The following is an 18,060-nucleotide window of genomic DNA, read 5'->3' on the forward strand; positions in this document are numbered from 1 at the left end:
ACGCAGTCTCGCGCCCCGAAGCGAGACCGGCCGGGCAGCTCCGCGCCCCAGTCGCACCACACCGCCGACTGATCCCCGGTACGGACCGCTCCTGCCCCGCGCACGCGTCGACACCATCGTTTTGTGACGGTTAGACCCGTATCGCGTCCCCAGATGTTTGCCCCGTGCACGGCAACCCGCACCCCGTGCACTCGACAGCGACGGAAATCCTGTGATCACCACATCGGGCCTCACGAAGGTCTACCAGTCCCGTGGCCGCGAGGTCACCGCCCTGGACGGCGTCGACCTGCACGTCCGCGAGGGCGAGGTATACGGAGTCATCGGCCAGAGCGGCGCCGGCAAGTCCTCCCTCATCCGCTGCGTGAACCTGCTGGAACGCCCCACCAGCGGCACCGTCACCGTGGACGGCGTCGAGCTCACCGCCCTCGCCGGCCGCGGCCGCCGCGCCGGCAAGGAACTCCGCGAGGCCCGCAGCCGCATCGGCATGGTCTTCCAGCACTTCAACCTGCTGTCCTCGCGCACCGTCCAGGCCAACATCGAGCTCCCCCTGGAGATCCTCGGCGTCTCCGGCCGCGAACGCTCCCGCAAGGCCCTGGAACTCCTCGACCTCGTCGGCCTCTCCGACAAGGCGAAGGCCTACCCCACCCAGCTCTCCGGCGGCCAGAAGCAGCGCGTCGGCATCGCCCGCGCCCTGGCCGGCGACCCCAAGGTGCTCCTCTCCGACGAGGCCACCAGCGCCCTCGACCCCGAGACCACCCGCTCCATCCTCCAGCTGCTGCGCGACCTCAACCGCCAGCTCGGCCTCACCGTCCTCCTCATCACCCACGAGATGGACGTCGTCAAGGCCGTCTGCGACTCCGCCGCCCTCATGAAGAAGGGCCGGATCATCGAGTCCGGCACCGTCGCCGAACTGCTCGCCACCCCCGGCTCCGAGCTCGCGGCCGAACTCTTCCCGGTCAGCGGCAGCGCCACCGGCCCCGACCGCACCGTCGTCGACGTCACCTTCCACGGCGAGGCCGCCACCCAGCCGGTCATCTCCCAGCTCTCGCGCACGTACAACATCGACATCTCGATCCTCGGCGCCGCGATGGACACCGTCGCCGGCCGCCAGATCGGCCGCATGCGCATCGAACTCCCCGGCCGCTACGAGGACAACGTGGTGCCCGTCGGCTTCCTGCGCGAGCAGGGCCTCCAGGTCGACATCGTCGACGAGGACTCCGACCTCGACTCCGAGATCGCCGCACTGGTCAAGGAAGGTGCCAAGTGACCTGGTCCGAGATGCAGCCCCTGCTCACCCAGGGCACGTACGACACCCTCTACATGGTGCTGTGGTCCACCCTGGTGACCGTCCTCGGCGGACTGCCCATCGGCATCCTCCTCGTCCTCACCGACAAGGGCGGCCTCCTGCAGAACCAGCCGCTCAACAAGGTCCTCGGCGTGATCGTGAACATAGGCCGCTCGCTGCCGTTCATCATCCTGCTGATCTTCCTGATCCCGGTCACCACCGCCGTCGTCGGCACCTTCATCGGCCCCACCGCCATGATCGTCCCGCTCGCCATCGGTGCCGTCCCCTTCTTCGCCCGGCTCGTCGAGACCGCCGTCCGCGAGGTCGACCACGGCCTCATCGAGGCCGTCGAGTCCATGGGCGGCGGCATCCCCACCCTCGTCGGCAAGGTCCTGCTCCCGCAGGCCCTGCCCTCCCTGGTCGCCGCCGTCACCACCACCGTGATCACCCTCGTCGGCTACTCCGCCATGGCGGGCGCCGTCGGCGGCGAAGGACTCGGCTCCAAGGCCATCACCTACGGCTTCCAGCGCTTCGAGACCGGCTTCATGTTCGCCACCGTCGCCGTCCTCATCGCCCTCGTCACGGTGATCCAGCTGATCGGCGACGGCGTGGTACGCGTCCTCGCGCGCCGCGGCCGGACCGCCTGACAGCCCCACCCCAGACTTCCCCACAAAGGAAAGCCCGCACTTGTCGTGCTTGGGCCACCACCCCGCGAACACCCGCGAAAAGCAAGAAAGGCACTCTTCGTGCGCAAGAACACCAAGCTCACCGCCATCGCCGCCGCCTCCGCAGCGCTCGCCCTCGGCCTCACCGCCTGCGGCAGCTCCTCGGACCCGTCCACGGCCGCCAAGACCGACGGCGGCAAGGTCGACGAGACCAAGCCCCTGGTCATCGCAGCCTCCCCGAGCCCGCACGCCGACATCCTGAACTTCGTCAAGGACAAGCTCGCGGCCAAGGACGGCCTCAAGCTGGAGGTGAAGGAGTTCACGGACTACGTCCTGCCCAACACCGCCACCGAGCAGGGCCAGGTCGACGGCAACTTCTTCCAGCACAAGCCGTACCTCGACGACTTCAACAAGAAGAACGGCACGCACATCGTGCCCGTCGTGAACGTCCACCTGGAACCCCTCGGCCTCTACTCCAAGAAGCTCAAGGCCCTCACCGACCTCAAGCCCGGCCAGACCGTCGCCGTCCCCAACGACACCACCAACGAGGGCCGCGCGCTCCAGCTGCTCGCCGCCAACAAGCTGATCACCCTCAAGGACGGGGTCGGCACCAGCGCCAAGCTGTCCGACATCACCGACAAGAAGGGCCTGGAGTTCAAGGAGCTGGAGGCCGCCACGGTCCCGCGCGCCCTGAACGACGTCGACGCCGCCGTCATCAACGGCAACTACGCCCTCGAGGCCAAGCTCTCGCCCGCCAAGGACGCCCTGGCCCTGGAGAAGGCCGAGGGCAACCCGTACGCCAACTTCCTCGCGGTCAAGGAAGGCAAGCAGAACGACCCGCGCATCCAGAAGCTCGCCAAGCTCCTGAACACCGACGAGGTCAAGAAGTTCATCGAGGAGAAGTACCAGGGCTCGGTCATCCCGGCCTTCGGCACCCCCGCCGCCTGACCCAAGACCGCCTGGTAGACGCCGGATTCCCGGCCCCGCGCACCCACCCGGGCGCGCGGGGCCGCGGGCTTGTCGGGCCCTGCCCGCTTCCGGGCAGCCCGGCCCTGCACATCCCCCGGCCGATGCTGCATGCTGTGGCCTACGACCCGCACAAACGGTCCCGCACGGCGGTCCCGTACGAACGGGCCGGCACGAACGGTCCCGCCCCACGGTCCCAGGCATGGAGCTGCGCATGACTACCACCTTCCCGGACGTCACCATCAGCACGGACCGGCTGGTGCTGCGCCCCTTCGAGGAGGACGACGTCACCGCGCTCGCCGAGATGATGAACGACGAGCAGGTCACCGCCTGGACCTCCGTACCGCACCCCTACACCCCCGCCCACGCCCGCGCCTGGGCCACCGCCCTCTCCCACGCCGAGCGCACCGAAGGCCGCGGCATCGTCCTCGCCGTCACCGAGTTCCTCACCCAGCGCCTCGTGGGCGTCGTCCACCTCCAGAACACCGACTGGCGTACCCGCACCACCGAAGCCTGCTACGTCACCGCCCCCTGGGCCCGGGGCGAGGGCTACGCCAGCGAATCCGTCCTCGCCGTCGCCCAGTGGCTCCTGCGCGACCAGCGCTTCGAAAGACTCGAACTGCGCACCGCCGCCGACAACACCGCCTCCCAGCAGGTCGCCCAGAAGATCGGCTGCATCAGCGAAGGCGTCCTGCGCAACGTGGCGATAGTGCGCACCCAGGCCGCGGACGGCAGCTGGACCGACACCCGCACCGACCTCATCGTCTGGAGCCTGGTCCCCGAGGACCTCGACGACACCGACGAGTACGACGTGTACGAGAGCCGCCACGCCCGCCCCGGCCCCGCCGGCCGCCCCGGCCACGACGACGGCTACCCCCTGCGCCGCCGCGCCGGCGCACACGGCTACGCCGTCGGCGCCGACCGCCGCTGACCGCGGGCCGGCCGGCGCCGGCGCGATGGCCGACCGGGACCGGGCCGCAAGCCGACCGGGACCGGCCCGATGACCGGGTAGTCTCACCGTGACCCCCTGAAAACCCCTGAAACCACCTCACGAGGCCGAAGGCGCCGAAGGCGGTTTCTCCCACCCCCCACTCCAGGAGACCGACGACGATGGCCGACCGGGTCACGGTGATCGGATGGGACGGCTCCCCCCTGACCGCGGCCGCCCGCTCCGCGCTCTCCGCCGCCACCCTCGTGGCCGGAGCCGCCCACCACCTCGCGCTCCCCGAGATCCCGCCCGGCGCGGAACGCATCCGCCTCGGCAGTCTCGGCCTCGCCGCCCGCCGCATCGCCGGCCACCGCGGCACCGCCGTCGTCCTCGCCGACGGCGACCCCGGCTTCTTCGGCGTCGTCCGCACCCTCCGCGCCCCCGAACACGGCCTCGAAGTCGAAGTCGTCCCGGCCGTCTCCGCCGTCGCCGCCGCCTTCGCCCGCGCCGGAATGCCCTGGGACGACGCCCAGGTCGTCGTCGCCCACCCCCGAACCCTGCGCCGCGCCGTCAACGTCTGCCGCGCCCACACCAAGGTCGCCGTCCTCACCTCACCCGGCGCCGGCCCCGCCGAACTCGCCCTGCTCCTCGAAGGGATCCACCGCACCTTCGTCATCTGCGAGGAACTCGGCACCGACCGCGAACGCGTCACCGTCCTCACCTCCGACGCCGCCGCCGACCACAGCTGGCGCGACCCCAACGTCGTCATCGTCATCGGCGGCGCCGGCCACGCCCCCACCGCCGCCGACCCCGGCTGGCTGCTCGGCCGCGGCCCCGGACCCGCCCCCGTACGCGGCTGGGCCCGCCCGCAGCCCGCCGCGGACGGACCCCGGCCCGGTGAAGGGGAGTCCGTCCAGCTGCGCGCCGCCCAGCTCGCCCGGCTCGGACCCCGCACCGGAGACCTCCTCTGGGACATCGGCGCCGGCACCGGAGCCCTCGCCGTGGACGCCGCCGCCCACGGCGCCGCCGTCATCGCCGTCGACGCCGACCCCCGCGCCTGCGAACGCGTAACCGCCGCCGCCCGCAAGCGCGGTGTCCAGATCCAGGTGGTCTCGGGCCGCGCTCCACACGTACTGGAGAGCCTCCCGGAACCCGACGTCGTCCGCGTCGGCGGCGGCGGACCCCCCGTCATCGCCGCCGTCGCCGAACGACGCCCCGAACGCATCGTCAGCCACGCCTCGACGCGCGACGAGGCCGAGGCGATCGGACGCACCCTCACCGAACACGGGTACGCCGTCGAGTGCGCGCTCCTCCAGTCCGTCGGCCTCGACCCCCGGACCTGGGCGGAACAGGAGCGTTCCGTGGTGTTCCTGCTGGCAGGCGAACGCCCCGTGAACCGCTGACGCGGAGCCCGGGGTAGGCTGGCCGATCGTCGTACCGCCCTGGTGGACGCGCGACGTGGCGCAGTCCACAGCGGACCGTGCCGGTTTCTGGCCGACACGGAGGCCGACGAGCGCGACAATGCTCAGGAGTTGTTGTGCGTGCGCACGAGAGACGGCGCACCGCGCGACGACCCCGCACGGCAAAGTCCGCACGGAGGGCCCGCTGGGCGGCCGGGCGATCGAAGAGGCAACACCGATGGGCGAGGGGTACGCATGACTGACACCGGCCAGGTCCCGGGCGAGGGTCACCCGGACAACACGGGCATGGTGGATCAGCAGGGCAGTCCCGCGCAGGTCCCCCAGATGCCGCCGCTGCCCCCCATGCCGCCCCAGGCCCCGGCCGGCTACGCCTTCCAGGACCTCGTGGACGACCCGTCCGAGGCCGAGGACGAGGAACTGCTGCTGATGCCGAGCGGCCACGGGCAGGGCTCCTGGAGCGACCCGCAGGTCGTCCCCCCGGTCCCGTCCTTCCCCGGCGACTTCCCGGCGGAACCCGTCTACACCGAGTACCCGCAGGCCCCCGCCGCCGGATACCCCGAGCCCGGCCCACTCGGCTTCCCGGAGCCCGGCTACCCCGAAGCCTTCCCCGCCCCCGCCGCGCCGGGACAGCCCGCACCCGGCTTCCCCGAGGCGGGCTACCCCGCCCCCGGCACCTTCGCCGACCCCGCCGCGTACAGCGCCGGCGCCCACGAGACCGGCGGCCGCGACTCCGGCTCCCTCGACCTCGGCGGCCTCGTGGTCCCGCCCGCGGCCCCCGCCGCCGGGCAGGTCCCGCCCGCGGCCGCCGTGATGCCGCCGCGCCGCCCGCTGCACATGGGCCCGCCCGTGCCCGACGCCACCGGGGGAGTCGTACGCTCCCTCGCCGACCGGGGGCCGGCGGCCGCGCCGGCACCGTCGGCCGCGACGATGACGCCGGGTGTGCAGGTGGCGCCGGGTGTCCAGGCGGCTGGCGGGGTGCAGGTCGCGCCGGGTGTCCAGGCGGCTGGCGGGGTGCAGGTGGCTCCCGGGGTGCAGGTGGCGGCTGACGCGCAGGTGGCGCCCGGTGTGGAGGCGGCGCCTGATGCGCAGGCTGCGCCCGGCGTGGAGGCGGCGTCCGGTGTGGAGGCGGCGTCCGGTGTGGCGCAGGCCGTTCCCGCTGAGCAGGCTGCGCCGGCCGAGCAGGGCGTGGCGGCCGAGCAGGCTGCCGCGGCTGAGCAGGCAGCGCCGGTCGTCGAGCAGGGTGTTCCCGCCACGCAGGGTGTTGCGGCTGAGCAGGGCGTTCCCGCCGCGCAGGCGGAGGCCGTCGTGGCGGAGGCCGTGGTGGGGGAGCCCGTCGTCGGGGAGCCTGCCGTGGCCGCCGAAGCCGTCGAAGCCGCGGGCGTCGAAGCCGATCCCGCCGAAGCCGTGCCCGCCGAAGCCGTGCCCGCCGAAGCCGTGCCCGCCGAAGCCGTGGCCGTCGCGTCGGAGCCCGTCGCCGTGGAGTCCGCTGCCGCGGAGCCCGTGGTCACGGAGCCCGCCCCTGAGGAGCCCGCCCCCGCGGAGCCCGTCGTGGTGCTGGCCCCCCAGGTGGCCGCCGCCATCGCCGCCGAGGCCGCCGCCGCCGAGGCCGCCGCCCAGGCTTCCGAAGCCGCCGCCCAGGCCCCCGAGGCCGAGCCGGCCGCCGCCCCCGGCCCCGAGTACCTCGACCTCGCTCCCGCCGCGCCCCAGCCCGGCGAGGTCCCGCCGCAGGCCGGTGCCCCGTGGACGGCCGAGCCCGTCGCCGCCGCCCCCGTCGCGGCCGACGCCGCCGCCCAGCCCGCGCCGGAGGCCGCTGCCGAGGCCGCTCCCGCCGCCGAAGAGGCCCCGACGGCCCCCGAGGCCCCCGCTCCCGCCGCCGGCGCCCCGGCCGAGGCCGCTCCCGCCGCCGCAGCCGCGCCCGACGCGCCGGAGACCCCGGCCGAGCCCGCGCAGGCCGCCGAGCCCGACGCGGCTCCCGTCGCCGTGACGGCGGTCGCCGCCGAGGCGGGCCCCGCGGAAGCGGTGGTCCAGGCCGAGGCGCCCGCTGAAGCCGCCGCCGAAGCCGGGCCGGAGCCCGTCGCCGAGCCGCAGCCCCGGCCCGTACAGGCCGCCGAGGCCACCGAGCCCGCCCCGGCCGAGGCCGCCGAAGCCGAAGCCGCCGAGCCGGCCCCCGCGGGCCCCGTCGGCGAACCGGCCCCGGGATACGCCGACGCGGAGCGCGAAGCCGTCCTGCGCGTGATGCGCGAGCGCCGCGACATCCGCAAGGGCTTCCGCACCGACCCCATCCCGCACGAGGTGCTGCTCCGCGTCCTGGAGGCGGCCCACACCGCGCCCAGCGTCGGCCACTCGCAGCCCTGGGACTTCGTCGTCATCCGCTCCGCCGAGACCCGCCGGACGATGCACGAGCTCGCCCAGAAGCAGCGCGAGGCCTACGCCAAGTCGCTGCCCAAGGGCCGGGCCAAGCAGTTCAAGGAACTGAAGATCGAGGCCATCCTCGACACCCCGGTGAACATCGTCGTCACCGCCGACCCCACCCGCGGCGGCCGCCACACCCTCGGCCGGCACACCCAGCCGCAGATGGCCCCGTACTCCTCCGCCCTCGCCGTCGAGAACCTCTGGCTCGCCGCACGCGCCGAAGGCCTCGGCGTCGGCTGGGTCAGCTTCTTCGACGAGCGGGAGATGGTCCGCGCGCTGGGGCTCCCCGAGCACCTGGAGGTCGTCGCGTACCTGTGCGTCGGGTACGTCGACGAGTTCCCCGAGGAGCCGGAGCTGATGCAGGCGGGCTGGTCGCAGCGGCGTCCGCTGGCCTGGGTCGTCCACGAGGAGACGTACGGGCGCCGCGCGCTGCCCGGCGAGGCCCCGCACGACCTGCTCTCCGAGACCGTGGCCTCCATCCGGCCGCTCGACGCGAAGGCGCTCGGCGAGGCCTGGGAGCGGCAGAAGCGCATGACGAAGCCGGCGGGCGCGCTCGGCATGCTGGAGATCATCTCCGCGCAGCTGTCCGGCCTGTCGCGGGTCTGCCCGCCGCCGATCCCGGAGCCCGCCGCCGTCGCGATCTTCGCCGGTGACCACGGCGTCCACGCCCAGGGCGTCACCCCGTGGCCCCAGGAGGTCACCACGCAGATGGTGGCCAACTTCCTGGGCGGCGGGGCCGTCTGCAACGCCTTCGCCAACCAGGTCGGCGCCGAGGTCTGCGTCATCGACGTCGGCGTGGCCGGGGACCTCCCCGCCACCCCGGGCCTGCTCCCGCGCAAGGTCCGCCCCGGCACCGACGACCTGTCCGTCGGCCCCGCGATGTCCCGCGAGGAGGCCATCGCGGCCATCGAGGTCGGCATCGAGACCGCGCGCGACCTCGTCGCGGCCGGCAACAAGGCGCTCCTGACGGGCGAGATGGGCATCGCCAACACCACGGTGTCGGCCGCCCTCATCTCCGTCTTCACCGGAGTCGACCCGGCGGAGGTCACCGGACGCGGCACCGGCATCAACGACGAGACGCACGCCCGGAAGGTCGAGGTCGTACGCCGCGCCCTGGAGCTCCACCAGCCCGACCCGAACGACCCGATCGGCGTCCTGGCGGCCATCGGCGGCCTGGAGCACGCCGCGATCGTCGGCCTGCTCCTCGGCGGCGCCTCCCTGCGCACCCCGGTCATCCTGGACGGCGTGAGCGCCGGCGCGGCCGCCCTGGTGGCCCGCGCCATCGCCCCCGAAGCCCTGTCGGCCTGCATCGCGGGCCACCGCAGCGCGGAACCGGGCCACGTGGCCGCCCTCAACAAGCTCGGCCTGCGCCCCCTGGTCGACCTGGACCTCCGCCTCGGCGAAGGCACCGGCGCCCTCCTGGCCCTCCCCCTGGTCCAGAGCGCGGCCCGCGCGATGCACGAGGTGGCCACGTTCGACTCGGCGGGCGTGACGGAGAAGTAGCGGGTACGCACCTTCCTGCGCGCCGGGGCCGGACACCAGAGGGTGTCCGGCCCCGGGGCTTTTCGGGGTTTGGGCCTGCTATCTCCCCTCGAGGGGTGGGGGCCGGTCGGCGGCTGCCCACCCGCCTCCCCGTCTGCGGGCCGGTGGCCGGGGAGCGGCATCCCCTCGGGCGGGATCAGAGCAGGTTGGGGGTTTCCCGTCAGTCCCATCGTCCTTCCGGTTCGGGCCGGCCTGTCAAGGGCGCTCCTTCGTCGCGTCGCTTCGCGATGGCCTTCGGCCACCCTTGACAGACCGACCCGCCCCGGAATGCCGAAAGACTGACGGGAAGCCCCCAAAGAAACGGGACGGACGATCCTTGGAGGAGCGGGCATCTCAGTGCTGAGACGAGCGGCCGGGCGCCGGCCCCGCCGGGCATCCGGGGCCTCACATCCGCGATTCCGCGCCAGGGGCGCGACTACCCGCACGAGAGGTTGACCAAGTCCACCGGCGGAGCCCCCACGGCGCAGCAGATCGCTACGCGCTCCTCCTTGCTTGGCGGCCGTCGACCGTCCGGGGCCGCTGCTGTCATGAGACGGCGATCAGGACGGCGAAGGGCTCCGTCAGGCGCGACAGATCGCTACGCGCTCCTCGCGTCTCGGCGCCTGCGGCCCGTCTGGGGTCCCTACGAAGCCCGGTCGGAGCCGGTTGGCGCGGGCGGCCTCTGGTGACCGCACTCCAGCACCGTTCCGTTGGCGTCGGTGACCGTGCATTCGAAGACGATCTTGGTCGGGTCGCCGTCCTCGTAGAGCCAGACGGTGATGCCGCCCTCCCAGACGAGGGTGGTGAACCAGACGTCGATCCCCTCGTCTGCCGGCGCGACCGTGAAGACCTCGCCCGGCTTCAGGTAGTAGTCCTCGCCGTACGGCTCGACGAAGAGACAGAAGTCGCTCTTGCCGACGTTCTCCACGGGCAGCTTGCTGCGTCCCATGCCGTCCCCCCATGACCGGCATCCCGCGATGCCCCAGCGCACTGTATCCGCCCACTGCTGGCAGGCGTTGGCCGAGAGTTCACGACCGCCGTGGACAACGTCCAGCCCGCCCAAGACCAGCCCCAGACGGCCCGCAGGCGCCGGGATGAGGGACGCGCGTAGCGATCCGGTGCGTCCCTCGGAGCCGGAGGACGGCCTCGTCGGCCTCTCGTGCGGGTATCGGCCCCGGACGGTCGTCGGACGCTGAGAAATGGGGAGCGTGTAGCGATCTGTCGCGCCTGTCGGCTTCCTGGGCTGCTCTGGTCGTCTTCTCGTGCGGGTTGTAGCGCCCCTGGTCCGGAATTGCGGACGTGGGGGGCGGATGTCGGGCGGGCCGGCGCCTGGCCCCTCGCCTCATCGCTGAGGGACCCGCTCCTCCAAGGAATCGTCCGTGCCGTTTCTTTGGGGGTTTCCCGGCAGTCTTTCGGCTTTCCGGTTCGGGTCGGTCGGTCAAGGGTGGCCGAAGGCCATCGCGTAGCGACGCGACGAAGGAGCGCCCTTGAGGGACCGGCCCGGACCGGAAGGACGATGGGACTGACGGGAAAGCCCCCGCCCGCTCCGATCCGGGCCGCCGGGATCCCGCCATCACCACCCCGACCAGGCGAAACCTCCTCCGCGAACTTCGGCCCCGCAGGTTCCCCCGGCGGCGATGGGTCGTATCGTGGTCCCGGGCGGGTGCCCCGCACCGTGTGCCCGACCAGCCGCTCCAGCGCAGCAGCGGCAGCCGCCGTCCACACCCCGCCGCATCAGGAGCCGCAACCGCCATGGCAAACCCGGCACACCCCGCCTACCCCGTAGGACTCCGTCTGGCAGGGCGCCGCGTCGTCGTCATCGGCGGCGGGCAGGTCGCCCAGCGCCGGCTGCCCGCGCTCGTCGCGGCAGGGGCCGACGTGCTGCTGGTCTCCCCCTCCGCGACCCCCTCCGTGGACGTGATGGCGGCGACCGGCGAGATCCGCTGGGAGCGGCGCCGCTACCAGGACGGTGACCTCGAAGGTGCCTGGTACGCGCTGATCGCGACCCGGGACCGGGCCGCCAACGACGCCGCCTCCGCCGAGGCCGAGGCCCGCCGCGTCTGGTGCGTGCGCGCCGACGACGCTGATGCCGCCACCGCCTGGACCCCGGCCACCGGCCGGGTGGAGGGCGTAACCGTCGCCGTGCTCAGCGGCAACGACCCGCGCCGCTCCGCCGCCGTGCGCGACGCGGTCGTCGAGGGGCTGCGCGACGGTTCCCTGAGCGCCGCCCGGCCCCGCGTCCCCGGTGTCGCCCTCGTCGGCGGCGGGCCCGGCGACCCGGACCTGATCACCGTGCGCGGCCGGCGCCTGCTCGCCGAGGCCGACGTGGTCATCGCCGACCGGCTCGGCCCCCGCGACCTGCTGGACGAGCTCCCGCCGCACGTCGAGGTCATCGACGCCGCGAAGATCCCGTACGGCCGTTTCATGGCCCAGGAGGCCATCAACAACGCCCTGATCGAGCACGCCAAGGCCGGCAAGGCCGTGGTCCGGCTCAAGGGCGGCGACCCGTACGTCTTCGGCCGCGGCATGGAGGAGCTCCAGGCGCTCGCCGCCGAGGGGATCGCCTGCACCGTCGTGCCCGGCATCTCCAGCTCCATCTCGGTGCCGAGCGCCGCCGGGATCCCCGTCACCCACCGCGGGGTCGCGCACGAGTTCACCGTGGTCAGCGGGCACGTCGGACCGGACGACCCGCGCTCCCTGGTCGACTGGGCGGCCCTCGCCAAGCTCACCGGCACGATCGTCGTCCTCATGGGCGTCGACAAGATCGGCCTGATCGCGGAGGCCCTGGTCCGCCACGGCCGCTCCGCCGACACGCCCGTCGCGGTCGTCCAGGAGGGCACCACCGCCACCCAGCGCCGGGTGGACGCCACCCTCGCCACGGTCGGCGAGACCGTCAAGGCGCAGGAGGTCCGCCCGCCGGCCGTCATCGTCATCGGTGACGTCGTACGCGTCAACGCACCCCTCACCGACGCCTGACAGGCCGTTGGCACCGCACCCAGGACAAGGCAGTATCACCCTGTGGCTGATCTCATCACCATCGAAGACCCCGACGACCCGCGCCTGCGCGACTACACGGGCCTGACCGACGTCGAACTCCGGCGCCGCCGCGAGCCCGCCGAGGGCCTGTTCATCGCCGAGGGCGAGAAGGTCATCCGGCGGGCCAAGGACGCCGGGTACGAGATGCGGTCGATGCTGCTCTCGGCCAAGTGGGTCGACGTCATGCGCGACGTCATCGACGAGCTCCCCGCCCCCGTCTACGCCGTCAGCCCCGACCTCGCCGAGCGGGTCACCGGCTACCACGTGCACCGCGGCGCGCTCGCCTCGATGCAGCGCAAGCCGCTGCCCACGGCGCAGGAGCTGCTGGCGTCGGCGCGCCGGGTGGCCGTCATGGAGGCGGTCAACGACCACACCAACATCGGGGCCATCTTCCGCAGCGCCGCCGCCCTCGGCATGGACGCCGTGCTGCTGTCGCCGGACTGCGCGGACCCGCTGTACCGGCGCTCGGTCAAGGTGTCGATGGGCGCGGTGTTCTCCGTCCCGTACGCCCGCCTGGAGGCATGGCCCAAGAGCCTGGACACGGTGCGGGAGGCGGGCTTCAAGCTCCTCGCCCTCACCCCGCACGAGAAGGCCTCGCCGATCGACGTGGCGGCCCCCCAGACCCTGGACCGGGTCGCGCTGATGCTGGGCGCGGAGGGCGACGGGCTCTCGACGCAGGCGCTGGTCGCCGCCGACGAGTGGGTGCGCATCCCCATGGCGCACGGCGTGGACTCGCTGAACGTGGGCGCGGCCGCGGCCGTCGCCTTCTACGCGGTGGCGGGCAGCGGCCGCGCGTAGCCGCGGCCGTAGTCCCGCACGAAGGGGTGCCCCGCCGGCCGGCGGGGCACCCCTTCAGAGTTTCTGCGCGAGGGCGATGCCCAGGGCCACGATCAGGGTCACCACGACGAACACGATCAGCCGCTGCCGCAGCAGCTTCGGGTCCGGCCGCGAGGGGCGGCGCCCCGTGCCGGTCGTACGCGGGCCCGTGCGGCCGCCGGTGCGCCCGGCGGTGGATCCGGGGTTGCGGGGCGAGGAGGGCCGCGACTGGGGCCCGCTGTGGGGGCCCTGCGGCCTGGCGACGGGGGTCGGGCCCCCGGTACGCCGCTCCGTGCCGCGGTCCGCGTGGCCCGGGCCCCGGCCGTCGGGCCGTGCCGCGGGCCGCTCCACGCGGGCCCGCTGCGCCGGCGGGCGTCCGTCGCCCAGCCCCTGCGCCTCGCGGGCGGCGATCTCCTTGAGCCGCATCGACAGCTGGAGCGTGGTGGGCCGCTCCTCGGGGTCCTTGGCCAGGCAGGCCCGTACCAGCGGCGCGAGCGCGTCCGGGACGCCGGCCAGGTGCGGTTCCTCGTGCACCACGCGGTACAGCATCACCTCGGAACTGCCGTGTCCGAAGGGCGAGTCGGCGGTGGCCGCGTAGGCGAGCGTGGCACCCAGCGCGAACACGTCCGTGGCCGGGGTGACGGCGGCGCCGCGCACCTGCTCGGGCGCGAGGAAGCCGGGGGAGCCGACCGCGGTGCCCACGTGGGTCAGGGTGCTGGCCCCGGTCGCCCAGGCGATGCCGAAGTCGATGATGCGGGGGCCCTTGGGGGAGAGCAGGATGTTCGAGGGCTTCAGGTCCCGGTGGACCACCCCCGCCTCGTGCACGGCGACCAGGCCCTCGGAGAGCGCGGCACCGATCGCGGCGATCTGCGCGGCCGTCAGGGGCCCTTCCTCGGCGACCTTGTCGTGCAGCGAGGGGCCGGGCACGTACTGGGTGGCGAACCAGGGGCGTTCCGCGTCCAGGTCGGCGGCGACCAGCCGGGCCGTGCAGCCGCCGCGGATCCGCCGGGCCGCGGACACCTCGCGGGCGAACCGGGAGCGGAACTCCTGGTCCTCGGCCAGGTCGGGCCGGATCACCTTGAGGGCCACGCGCTGGCCGCGCCGGTCCGACCCCAGGTAGACCACGCCCATGCCGCCGGCACCGAGCCGCCGGTGCAGTCTGAACGAGCCGACGACACGCGGGTCCTCGCGCCGGAGCCGCATCATCGCCATGTCCACCCCGCTGACGGTCGTCCTGCTGATCTGGCACAGCTTACGGACCATCCGGCACGGGCGCTCAGAGGCCGCGCCCTCCCGGAGGGATTCGATTCTCAGTGCGGGGCAGGCCACTTGAGGGTGCGTCGGCTCCCGCACCCCACCGCGGCCCGCCACCGGCACTCCGGTCCAAACGGCCCTCGGGCCAAGGGGATTGGCGCCCACACCGGCTCCGCGGCGGGCCGGATCCGAGGGGGACCGGGCCGCCGCGGCGGGCGGGGTCGTCAACGCCCCGTACGAAGACATGCGTGTGCGGGGAGTGACGGAAGTGAGCGAAGTCACTACGCTCCGATAGCCCCCTCCGGGAAGACCCCCATCACGGGGGAGGGATCTCCACCCAGGGGAGTACGCGGGGGCCGGCCCCGTCATCCTCCTGGAGGCCCGCCAAGGGGTACGAGGGCATGAGGCCAGGAGCCTTCCGGCCGCCTAGTGTTGAAGACAAGCGGCGGGTGGCGCACTCGTCCCCCGAGGTCACGGGCCCGCCGCTGCCAGACGACAGGGAGAGGACCATGGCGGACATCGCACGGCAGGGACGCAAGGCATTCGCGTTCAACGGCCATGAGTCCGGCACGCGGCACCCGCTGGTGGCCGCGGCCATGGTCCTCCCCCTGGCCGCCCTCCTGCTCTTCCTCTTCGGGGGCTTCGAGCAGGTGGCGGCGCAGGCGTCGTCCGTGGGCGTGATGCTGGGGCGCTGAGCGGCGCCCCGGGCCCGGAAGAGCGGTCCGGGCCGGGACATCGGCCTGTCGCACCCCGTGGGGACGGGGGAGCGGCGGACGGCAGGTGAAGGGTGCTGCCCGTACGACTGGGGAGTCGGACGGGCAGCACCCTTTTTCGCGTGCCCGGACGCACCCGTGCCCGGACGTCCACGTGCCCGGCTGTCCGCCTGTCCGCCTGTCCGGCAACGCGGAAGCCCCGGCCGTCATGACGGCCGGGGCTTCCGGTGCGGTGCGCGATACTGGGATTGAACCAGTGACCTCTTCCGTGTCAGGGAAGCGCTCTCCCGCTGAGCTAATCGCGCGGGGACCTTCTTCGCGTGATGCGAAGCCGCAGGTCGGGCGGTGTTGCGTGCGCGATACTGGGATTGAACCAGTGACCTCTTCCGTGTCAGGGAAGCGCTCTCCCGCTGAGCTAATCGCGCGGGTGGATCCGTGAGGAACCAAGTGGACGATACTGGGATTGAACCAGTGACCTCTTCCGTGTCAGGGAAGCGCTCTCCCGCTGAGCTAATCGCGCGGGGACCTTCTTCGCGTGATGCGAAGCCGCAGGTCGGGCGGTGTTGCGTGCGCGATACTGGGATTGAACCAGTGACCTCTTCCGTGTCAGGGAAGCGCTCTCCCGCTGAGCTAATCGCGCGGGTGGATCCGTGAGGAACCAAGTGGACGATACTGGGATTGAACCAGTGACCTCTTCCGTGTCAGGGAAGCGCTCTCCCGCTGAGCTAATCGTCCATGGAGGTGGAGACGGGATTTGAACCCGTGTAGACGGCTTTGCAGGCCGTTGCCTCGCCTCTCGGCCACTCCACCTCGGAGTGTGCAGGGGTTCTCGGGAAGATCCCCCACTCAGAGCGGACGACGAGACTCGAACTCGCGACATCCACCTTGGCAAGGTGGTGCTCTACCAACTGAGCTACGTCCGCAGTGTCACCGTGTTCGCTCCGGGTTTTTCCCCGGCGCTCCCTGGCGACGTGTTGAACTCTAGCGGATTCCCGGGCCAGCTCAAAAACGCGTTTCCGCAGCGTGCTGCCACCCGATCACCAAAGGTCACCCGTCGGTCACCTCACCGGCGCCATCCCGCCACCGGTCATAGACTCGCAGCCGTGCACGACCTGCCTCCCCTGGCCCGCTTCGGCGGCCTTCTCGCGACCGACCTCCGAGACGTCACCAGCGACCCCTCGGCCCTCGACTCCACCGGGTTCTGGGCGGTGACCGCAGACTTCGAAGGCCGGCTGGTCTGCGCGCGCTTCGGAGACATACGCCCCGACCCCGTGCCCGCGCCCGTGCCGGGGGCCTGGCGCGGCCCGGCCGCCGAACGCTGGTCCTCCTCGCTGGACCGCTCCGCGTACGTGGCCGGCGTCCGGCGGATCCGCGAGTACATCGCGGCCGGGGAGGTCTACCAGGCCAATCTCTGCCGCGTGATGTCCGCGCCCCTGCCGGACCCGGCCTCCGCCGACGTGGACGCCCTGACCTCGCTCCTCGCGCGCGGCAACCCCGCCCCCTACGCAGGAACGATTCGGCTCAGGGCCCACGGCGTCGAGATCGCCACCGCCTCCCCCGAGCTCTACCTCAGCCGCCACGGCCGCCAGGTCGAGTCCGGACCCATCAAGGGGACCGGGCGCACCGCCGCCGACCTGCTGCCCAAGGACCACGCCGAGAACGTGATGATCGTGGACCTCGTCCGCAACGACCTCGGACGCGTCTGCTCCACCGGCTCCGTCACCGTCCCCGAACTGTGCGCCCTGGAGGAGCACCCCGGCCTCGTCCACCTCGTCTCCACCGTCAGCGGCGAACTCGCCGAGGGCAGCGGCTGGCCCGAGCTGCTCGCCGCCACCTTCCCGCCCGGCTCGGTCACCGGCGCCCCCAAGTCCTCCGCCCTGCGGATCATCGAAGAGCTGGAGACCGCCCCCCGCGGCCCCTACTGTGGGGGCATCGGCTGGGTCGACGCCGACCGCGGCACCGCCGCGCTCGCCGTGGGCATCCGCACCTTCTGGATCGACCGCGAGGCACCCGGCGGCCCCCGCCTGAGCTTCGGCACGGGCGCCGGGATCACCTGGGGCTCCGACCCCGAACGGGAATGGGCCGAGACCGAGCTGAAGGCCGCCCGGCTGGTCGCACTGGCCTCCGGCGAGCCCCTGCCCGGCGTACACGAGACGACGCACGACCTGAGTGGAGGAACCGTACGGTGAGGATCTGGCTCGACGGCACGCTGCGCGACGCCGATGACGCGAAGGTGTCCGTACTGGACCACGGGCTGACCGTGGGCGACGGCGTCTTCGAAACGGTCAAGGCCCAGGACGGCACCCTCTTCGCCCTCACCCGCCACCTGGAGCGGCTGACCCGCTCCGCGCGCGGCCTGGGCCTGCCGGACCCCGACCTCGACGAGGTCCGCCGCGCCTGCGCCGCCGTACTGGAGGCCAACCCCGTCCCGCTCGGCCGGCTCCGGATCACCTACACCGGCGGGCTCTCCCCGCTGGGCTCCGACCGCGGCGACGCCGGACCCACCCTGGTCGTCGCCGTCGGCGAGACCACCCGCCGGCCCGACACCACCGCCGTGATCACCGTCCCCTGGGTCCGCAACGAGCGCTCCGCGCTGACCGGCCTGAAGACCACCTCGTACGCAGAGAACGTCGTCGCCCTCGACCGGGCCGCCCGGGCGGGAGCCTCCGAGGCCCTCTTCGCCAACACCGTCGGACAGCTCTGCGAGGGCACCGGCTCCAACGTCTTCGTCGTCCTCGACGGCGAGATCCACACCCCGCCCGTCGCCTCGGGCTGCCTCGCGGGCATCACCCGCGCACTGGCCGTCGCATGGACCGGGGCGAAGGAGACCGACCTCCCCTTCGACGTCCTGGAACGCGCCGAGGAGGTCTTCCTGACCTCCACCCTGCGCGACGTACAGGCCGTCCACCGCGTCGACGGGCGCCTCCTGACCGGCACCCCCGGCCCCGTCACGGCCAAGGCCATGCGCGTCTTCGACGAGCGCGCCGCCTCCGACATCGACCCCTGAGCCTCCCCCGCGGCGCCCCACGCCCCGTGGTCACGG

Annotated in this window: 13 protein-coding genes and 7 tRNA genes; 11 read left to right on the forward strand and 9 right to left on the reverse strand. The window is 73.3% G+C overall.

What is annotated here, in order from left to right; all coding sequences use genetic code 11:
* The first annotated feature begins 211 nt into the window (after window positions 1-211).
* The 6 genes from ABD973_RS26360 to cobT all read left to right on the forward strand — a co-directional run bounded on the left by ABD973_RS26360 (window position 212) and on the right by cobT (window position 9,180).
* A complete protein-coding gene (locus ABD973_RS26360; protein WP_125820560.1) occupies window positions 212-1,267 on the forward strand; it encodes a methionine ABC transporter ATP-binding protein in 1,056 nt (351 codons plus the stop codon).
* The gene (locus tag ABD973_RS26365) at window positions 1,264-1,932 is read left to right on the forward strand and encodes a methionine ABC transporter permease (RefSeq protein WP_125597309.1); all 669 of its coding nucleotides are present in this window, start codon (window positions 1,264-1,266) and stop codon (window positions 1,930-1,932) included. The genes ABD973_RS26360 and ABD973_RS26365 overlap by 4 nt, the downstream gene beginning before the upstream one ends.
* 99 nt (window positions 1,933-2,031) lie before the next feature.
* Window positions 2,032-2,898: a MetQ/NlpA family ABC transporter substrate-binding protein gene (locus tag ABD973_RS26370; RefSeq protein WP_125597312.1), complete on the forward strand. Its 867-nt coding sequence runs from the start codon at window positions 2,032-2,034 to the stop codon at window positions 2,896-2,898.
* Between the two features lie 232 nt (window positions 2,899-3,130).
* The gene (locus ABD973_RS26375; RefSeq protein ID WP_125820559.1) at window positions 3,131-3,847 is read left to right on the forward strand and encodes a GNAT family N-acetyltransferase; all 717 of its coding nucleotides are present in this window, start codon (window positions 3,131-3,133) and stop codon (window positions 3,845-3,847) included.
* 179 nt (window positions 3,848-4,026) lie between these two features.
* Entirely contained in the window at window positions 4,027-5,247 is a 1,221-nt protein-coding gene (gene cbiE / locus ABD973_RS26380; protein WP_345502454.1) for a precorrin-6y C5,15-methyltransferase (decarboxylating) subunit CbiE, read from the forward strand.
* Window positions 5,248-5,499: 252 nt separating this feature from the next.
* Window positions 5,500-9,180 (forward strand): nicotinate-nucleotide--dimethylbenzimidazole phosphoribosyltransferase, encoded by a 3,681-nt coding sequence (gene cobT / locus ABD973_RS26385; RefSeq protein WP_345502456.1) that lies wholly within the window; start codon window positions 5,500-5,502, stop codon window positions 9,178-9,180.
* Window positions 9,181-9,841: 661 nt separating this feature from the next.
* On the opposite strand, the gene ABD973_RS26390 is transcribed toward cobT, so the two are convergent.
* Window positions 9,842-10,147 (reverse strand): hypothetical protein, encoded by a 306-nt coding sequence (locus ABD973_RS26390; RefSeq protein WP_345502458.1) that lies wholly within the window; start codon window positions 10,145-10,147, stop codon window positions 9,842-9,844.
* An 803-nt stretch (window positions 10,148-10,950) separates the two neighbouring features.
* Between ABD973_RS26390 and cobA the strand changes: the two genes are divergently transcribed.
* Window positions 10,951-12,174 carry a uroporphyrinogen-III C-methyltransferase gene (cobA, locus tag ABD973_RS26395; RefSeq protein ID WP_345502460.1) on the forward strand — a complete coding sequence of 408 codons (1,224 nt, stop codon included), beginning with the start codon at window positions 10,951-10,953 and terminating at the stop codon, window positions 12,172-12,174.
* 42 nt (window positions 12,175-12,216) lie between these two features.
* Window positions 12,217-13,032, forward strand: coding sequence for a TrmH family RNA methyltransferase (locus ABD973_RS26400; protein WP_007263096.1), 816 nt, complete (start codon window positions 12,217-12,219; stop codon window positions 13,030-13,032).
* Between the two features lie 54 nt (window positions 13,033-13,086).
* On the opposite strand, the gene ABD973_RS26405 is transcribed toward ABD973_RS26400, so the two are convergent.
* On the reverse strand, window positions 13,087-14,262 hold the full coding sequence (locus ABD973_RS26405; RefSeq protein WP_125823906.1) for a serine/threonine-protein kinase: 1,176 nt from the start codon (window positions 14,260-14,262) through the stop codon (window positions 13,087-13,089).
* A gap of 527 nt (window positions 14,263-14,789) precedes the next feature.
* Between ABD973_RS26405 and ABD973_RS26410 the strand changes: the two genes are divergently transcribed.
* Window positions 14,790-14,999, forward strand: a complete 210-nt coding sequence (locus ABD973_RS26410; RefSeq protein ID WP_386382226.1) for a hypothetical protein — start codon at window positions 14,790-14,792, stop codon at window positions 14,997-14,999.
* Between the two features lie 251 nt (window positions 15,000-15,250).
* Here ABD973_RS26410 and ABD973_RS26415 read toward each other — a convergent pair.
* The 7 genes from ABD973_RS26415 to ABD973_RS26445 form a co-directional block, all read right to left on the reverse strand.
* Window positions 15,251-15,322: transfer RNA gene (locus ABD973_RS26415), tRNA-Val, on the reverse strand.
* A 48-nt stretch (window positions 15,323-15,370) separates the two neighbouring features.
* Window positions 15,371-15,442: transfer RNA gene (locus tag ABD973_RS26420), tRNA-Val, on the reverse strand.
* Window positions 15,443-15,465: 23 nt separating this feature from the next.
* Window positions 15,466-15,534, reverse strand: a tRNA-Val gene (locus ABD973_RS26425).
* A 51-nt stretch (window positions 15,535-15,585) separates the two neighbouring features.
* Window positions 15,586-15,657: transfer RNA gene (locus ABD973_RS26430), tRNA-Val, on the reverse strand.
* Window positions 15,658-15,680: 23 nt separating this feature from the next.
* A tRNA-Val gene (locus tag ABD973_RS26435) sits at window positions 15,681-15,752 on the reverse strand.
* 1 nt (window position 15,753) lies between these two features.
* Window positions 15,754-15,827, reverse strand: a tRNA-Cys gene (locus ABD973_RS26440).
* Between the two features lie 40 nt (window positions 15,828-15,867).
* Window positions 15,868-15,940: transfer RNA gene (locus ABD973_RS26445), tRNA-Gly, on the reverse strand.
* Window positions 15,941-16,120: 180 nt separating this feature from the next.
* On the opposite strand from ABD973_RS26445, the gene ABD973_RS26450 reads away from it, so the two are divergent.
* Window positions 16,121-17,206, forward strand: a complete 1,086-nt coding sequence (locus tag ABD973_RS26450) for a chorismate-binding protein (protein ID WP_164720856.1) — start codon at window positions 16,121-16,123, stop codon at window positions 17,204-17,206.
* Window positions 17,203-18,024 carry an aminotransferase class IV gene (locus ABD973_RS26455; RefSeq protein WP_125597164.1) on the forward strand — a complete coding sequence of 274 codons (822 nt, stop codon included), beginning with the start codon at window positions 17,203-17,205 and terminating at the stop codon, window positions 18,022-18,024. The genes ABD973_RS26450 and ABD973_RS26455 overlap by 4 nt, the downstream gene beginning before the upstream one ends.
* Window positions 18,025-18,060 lie beyond the last annotated feature (36 nt).

It is taken from the genome of Streptomyces racemochromogenes, assembly GCF_039535215.1.
GTDB lineage: Bacteria > Actinomycetota > Actinomycetes > Streptomycetales > Streptomycetaceae > Streptomyces > Streptomyces racemochromogenes.

Excerpts from the sequence above, each read along its gene's own strand:
- ABD973_RS26405 (WP_125823906.1), bottom strand. The coding sequence starts at position 14,262 with ATGGCGATGATGCGGCTCCGGCGCGAGGACCCGCGTGTCGTCGGCTCG.
- cobT (WP_345502456.1), top strand. The coding sequence starts at position 5,500 with ATGACTGACACCGGCCAGGTCCCGGGCGAGGGTCACCCGGACAACACG.
- cobA (WP_345502460.1), top strand. The coding sequence starts at position 10,951 with ATGGCAAACCCGGCACACCCCGCCTACCCCGTAGGACTCCGTCTGGCA.
- ABD973_RS26390 (WP_345502458.1), bottom strand. The coding sequence starts at position 10,147 with ATGGGACGCAGCAAGCTGCCCGTGGAGAACGTCGGCAAGAGCGACTTC.
- cbiE (WP_345502454.1), top strand. The coding sequence starts at position 4,027 with ATGGCCGACCGGGTCACGGTGATCGGATGGGACGGCTCCCCCCTGACC.
- ABD973_RS26375 (WP_125820559.1), top strand. The coding sequence starts at position 3,131 with ATGACTACCACCTTCCCGGACGTCACCATCAGCACGGACCGGCTGGTG.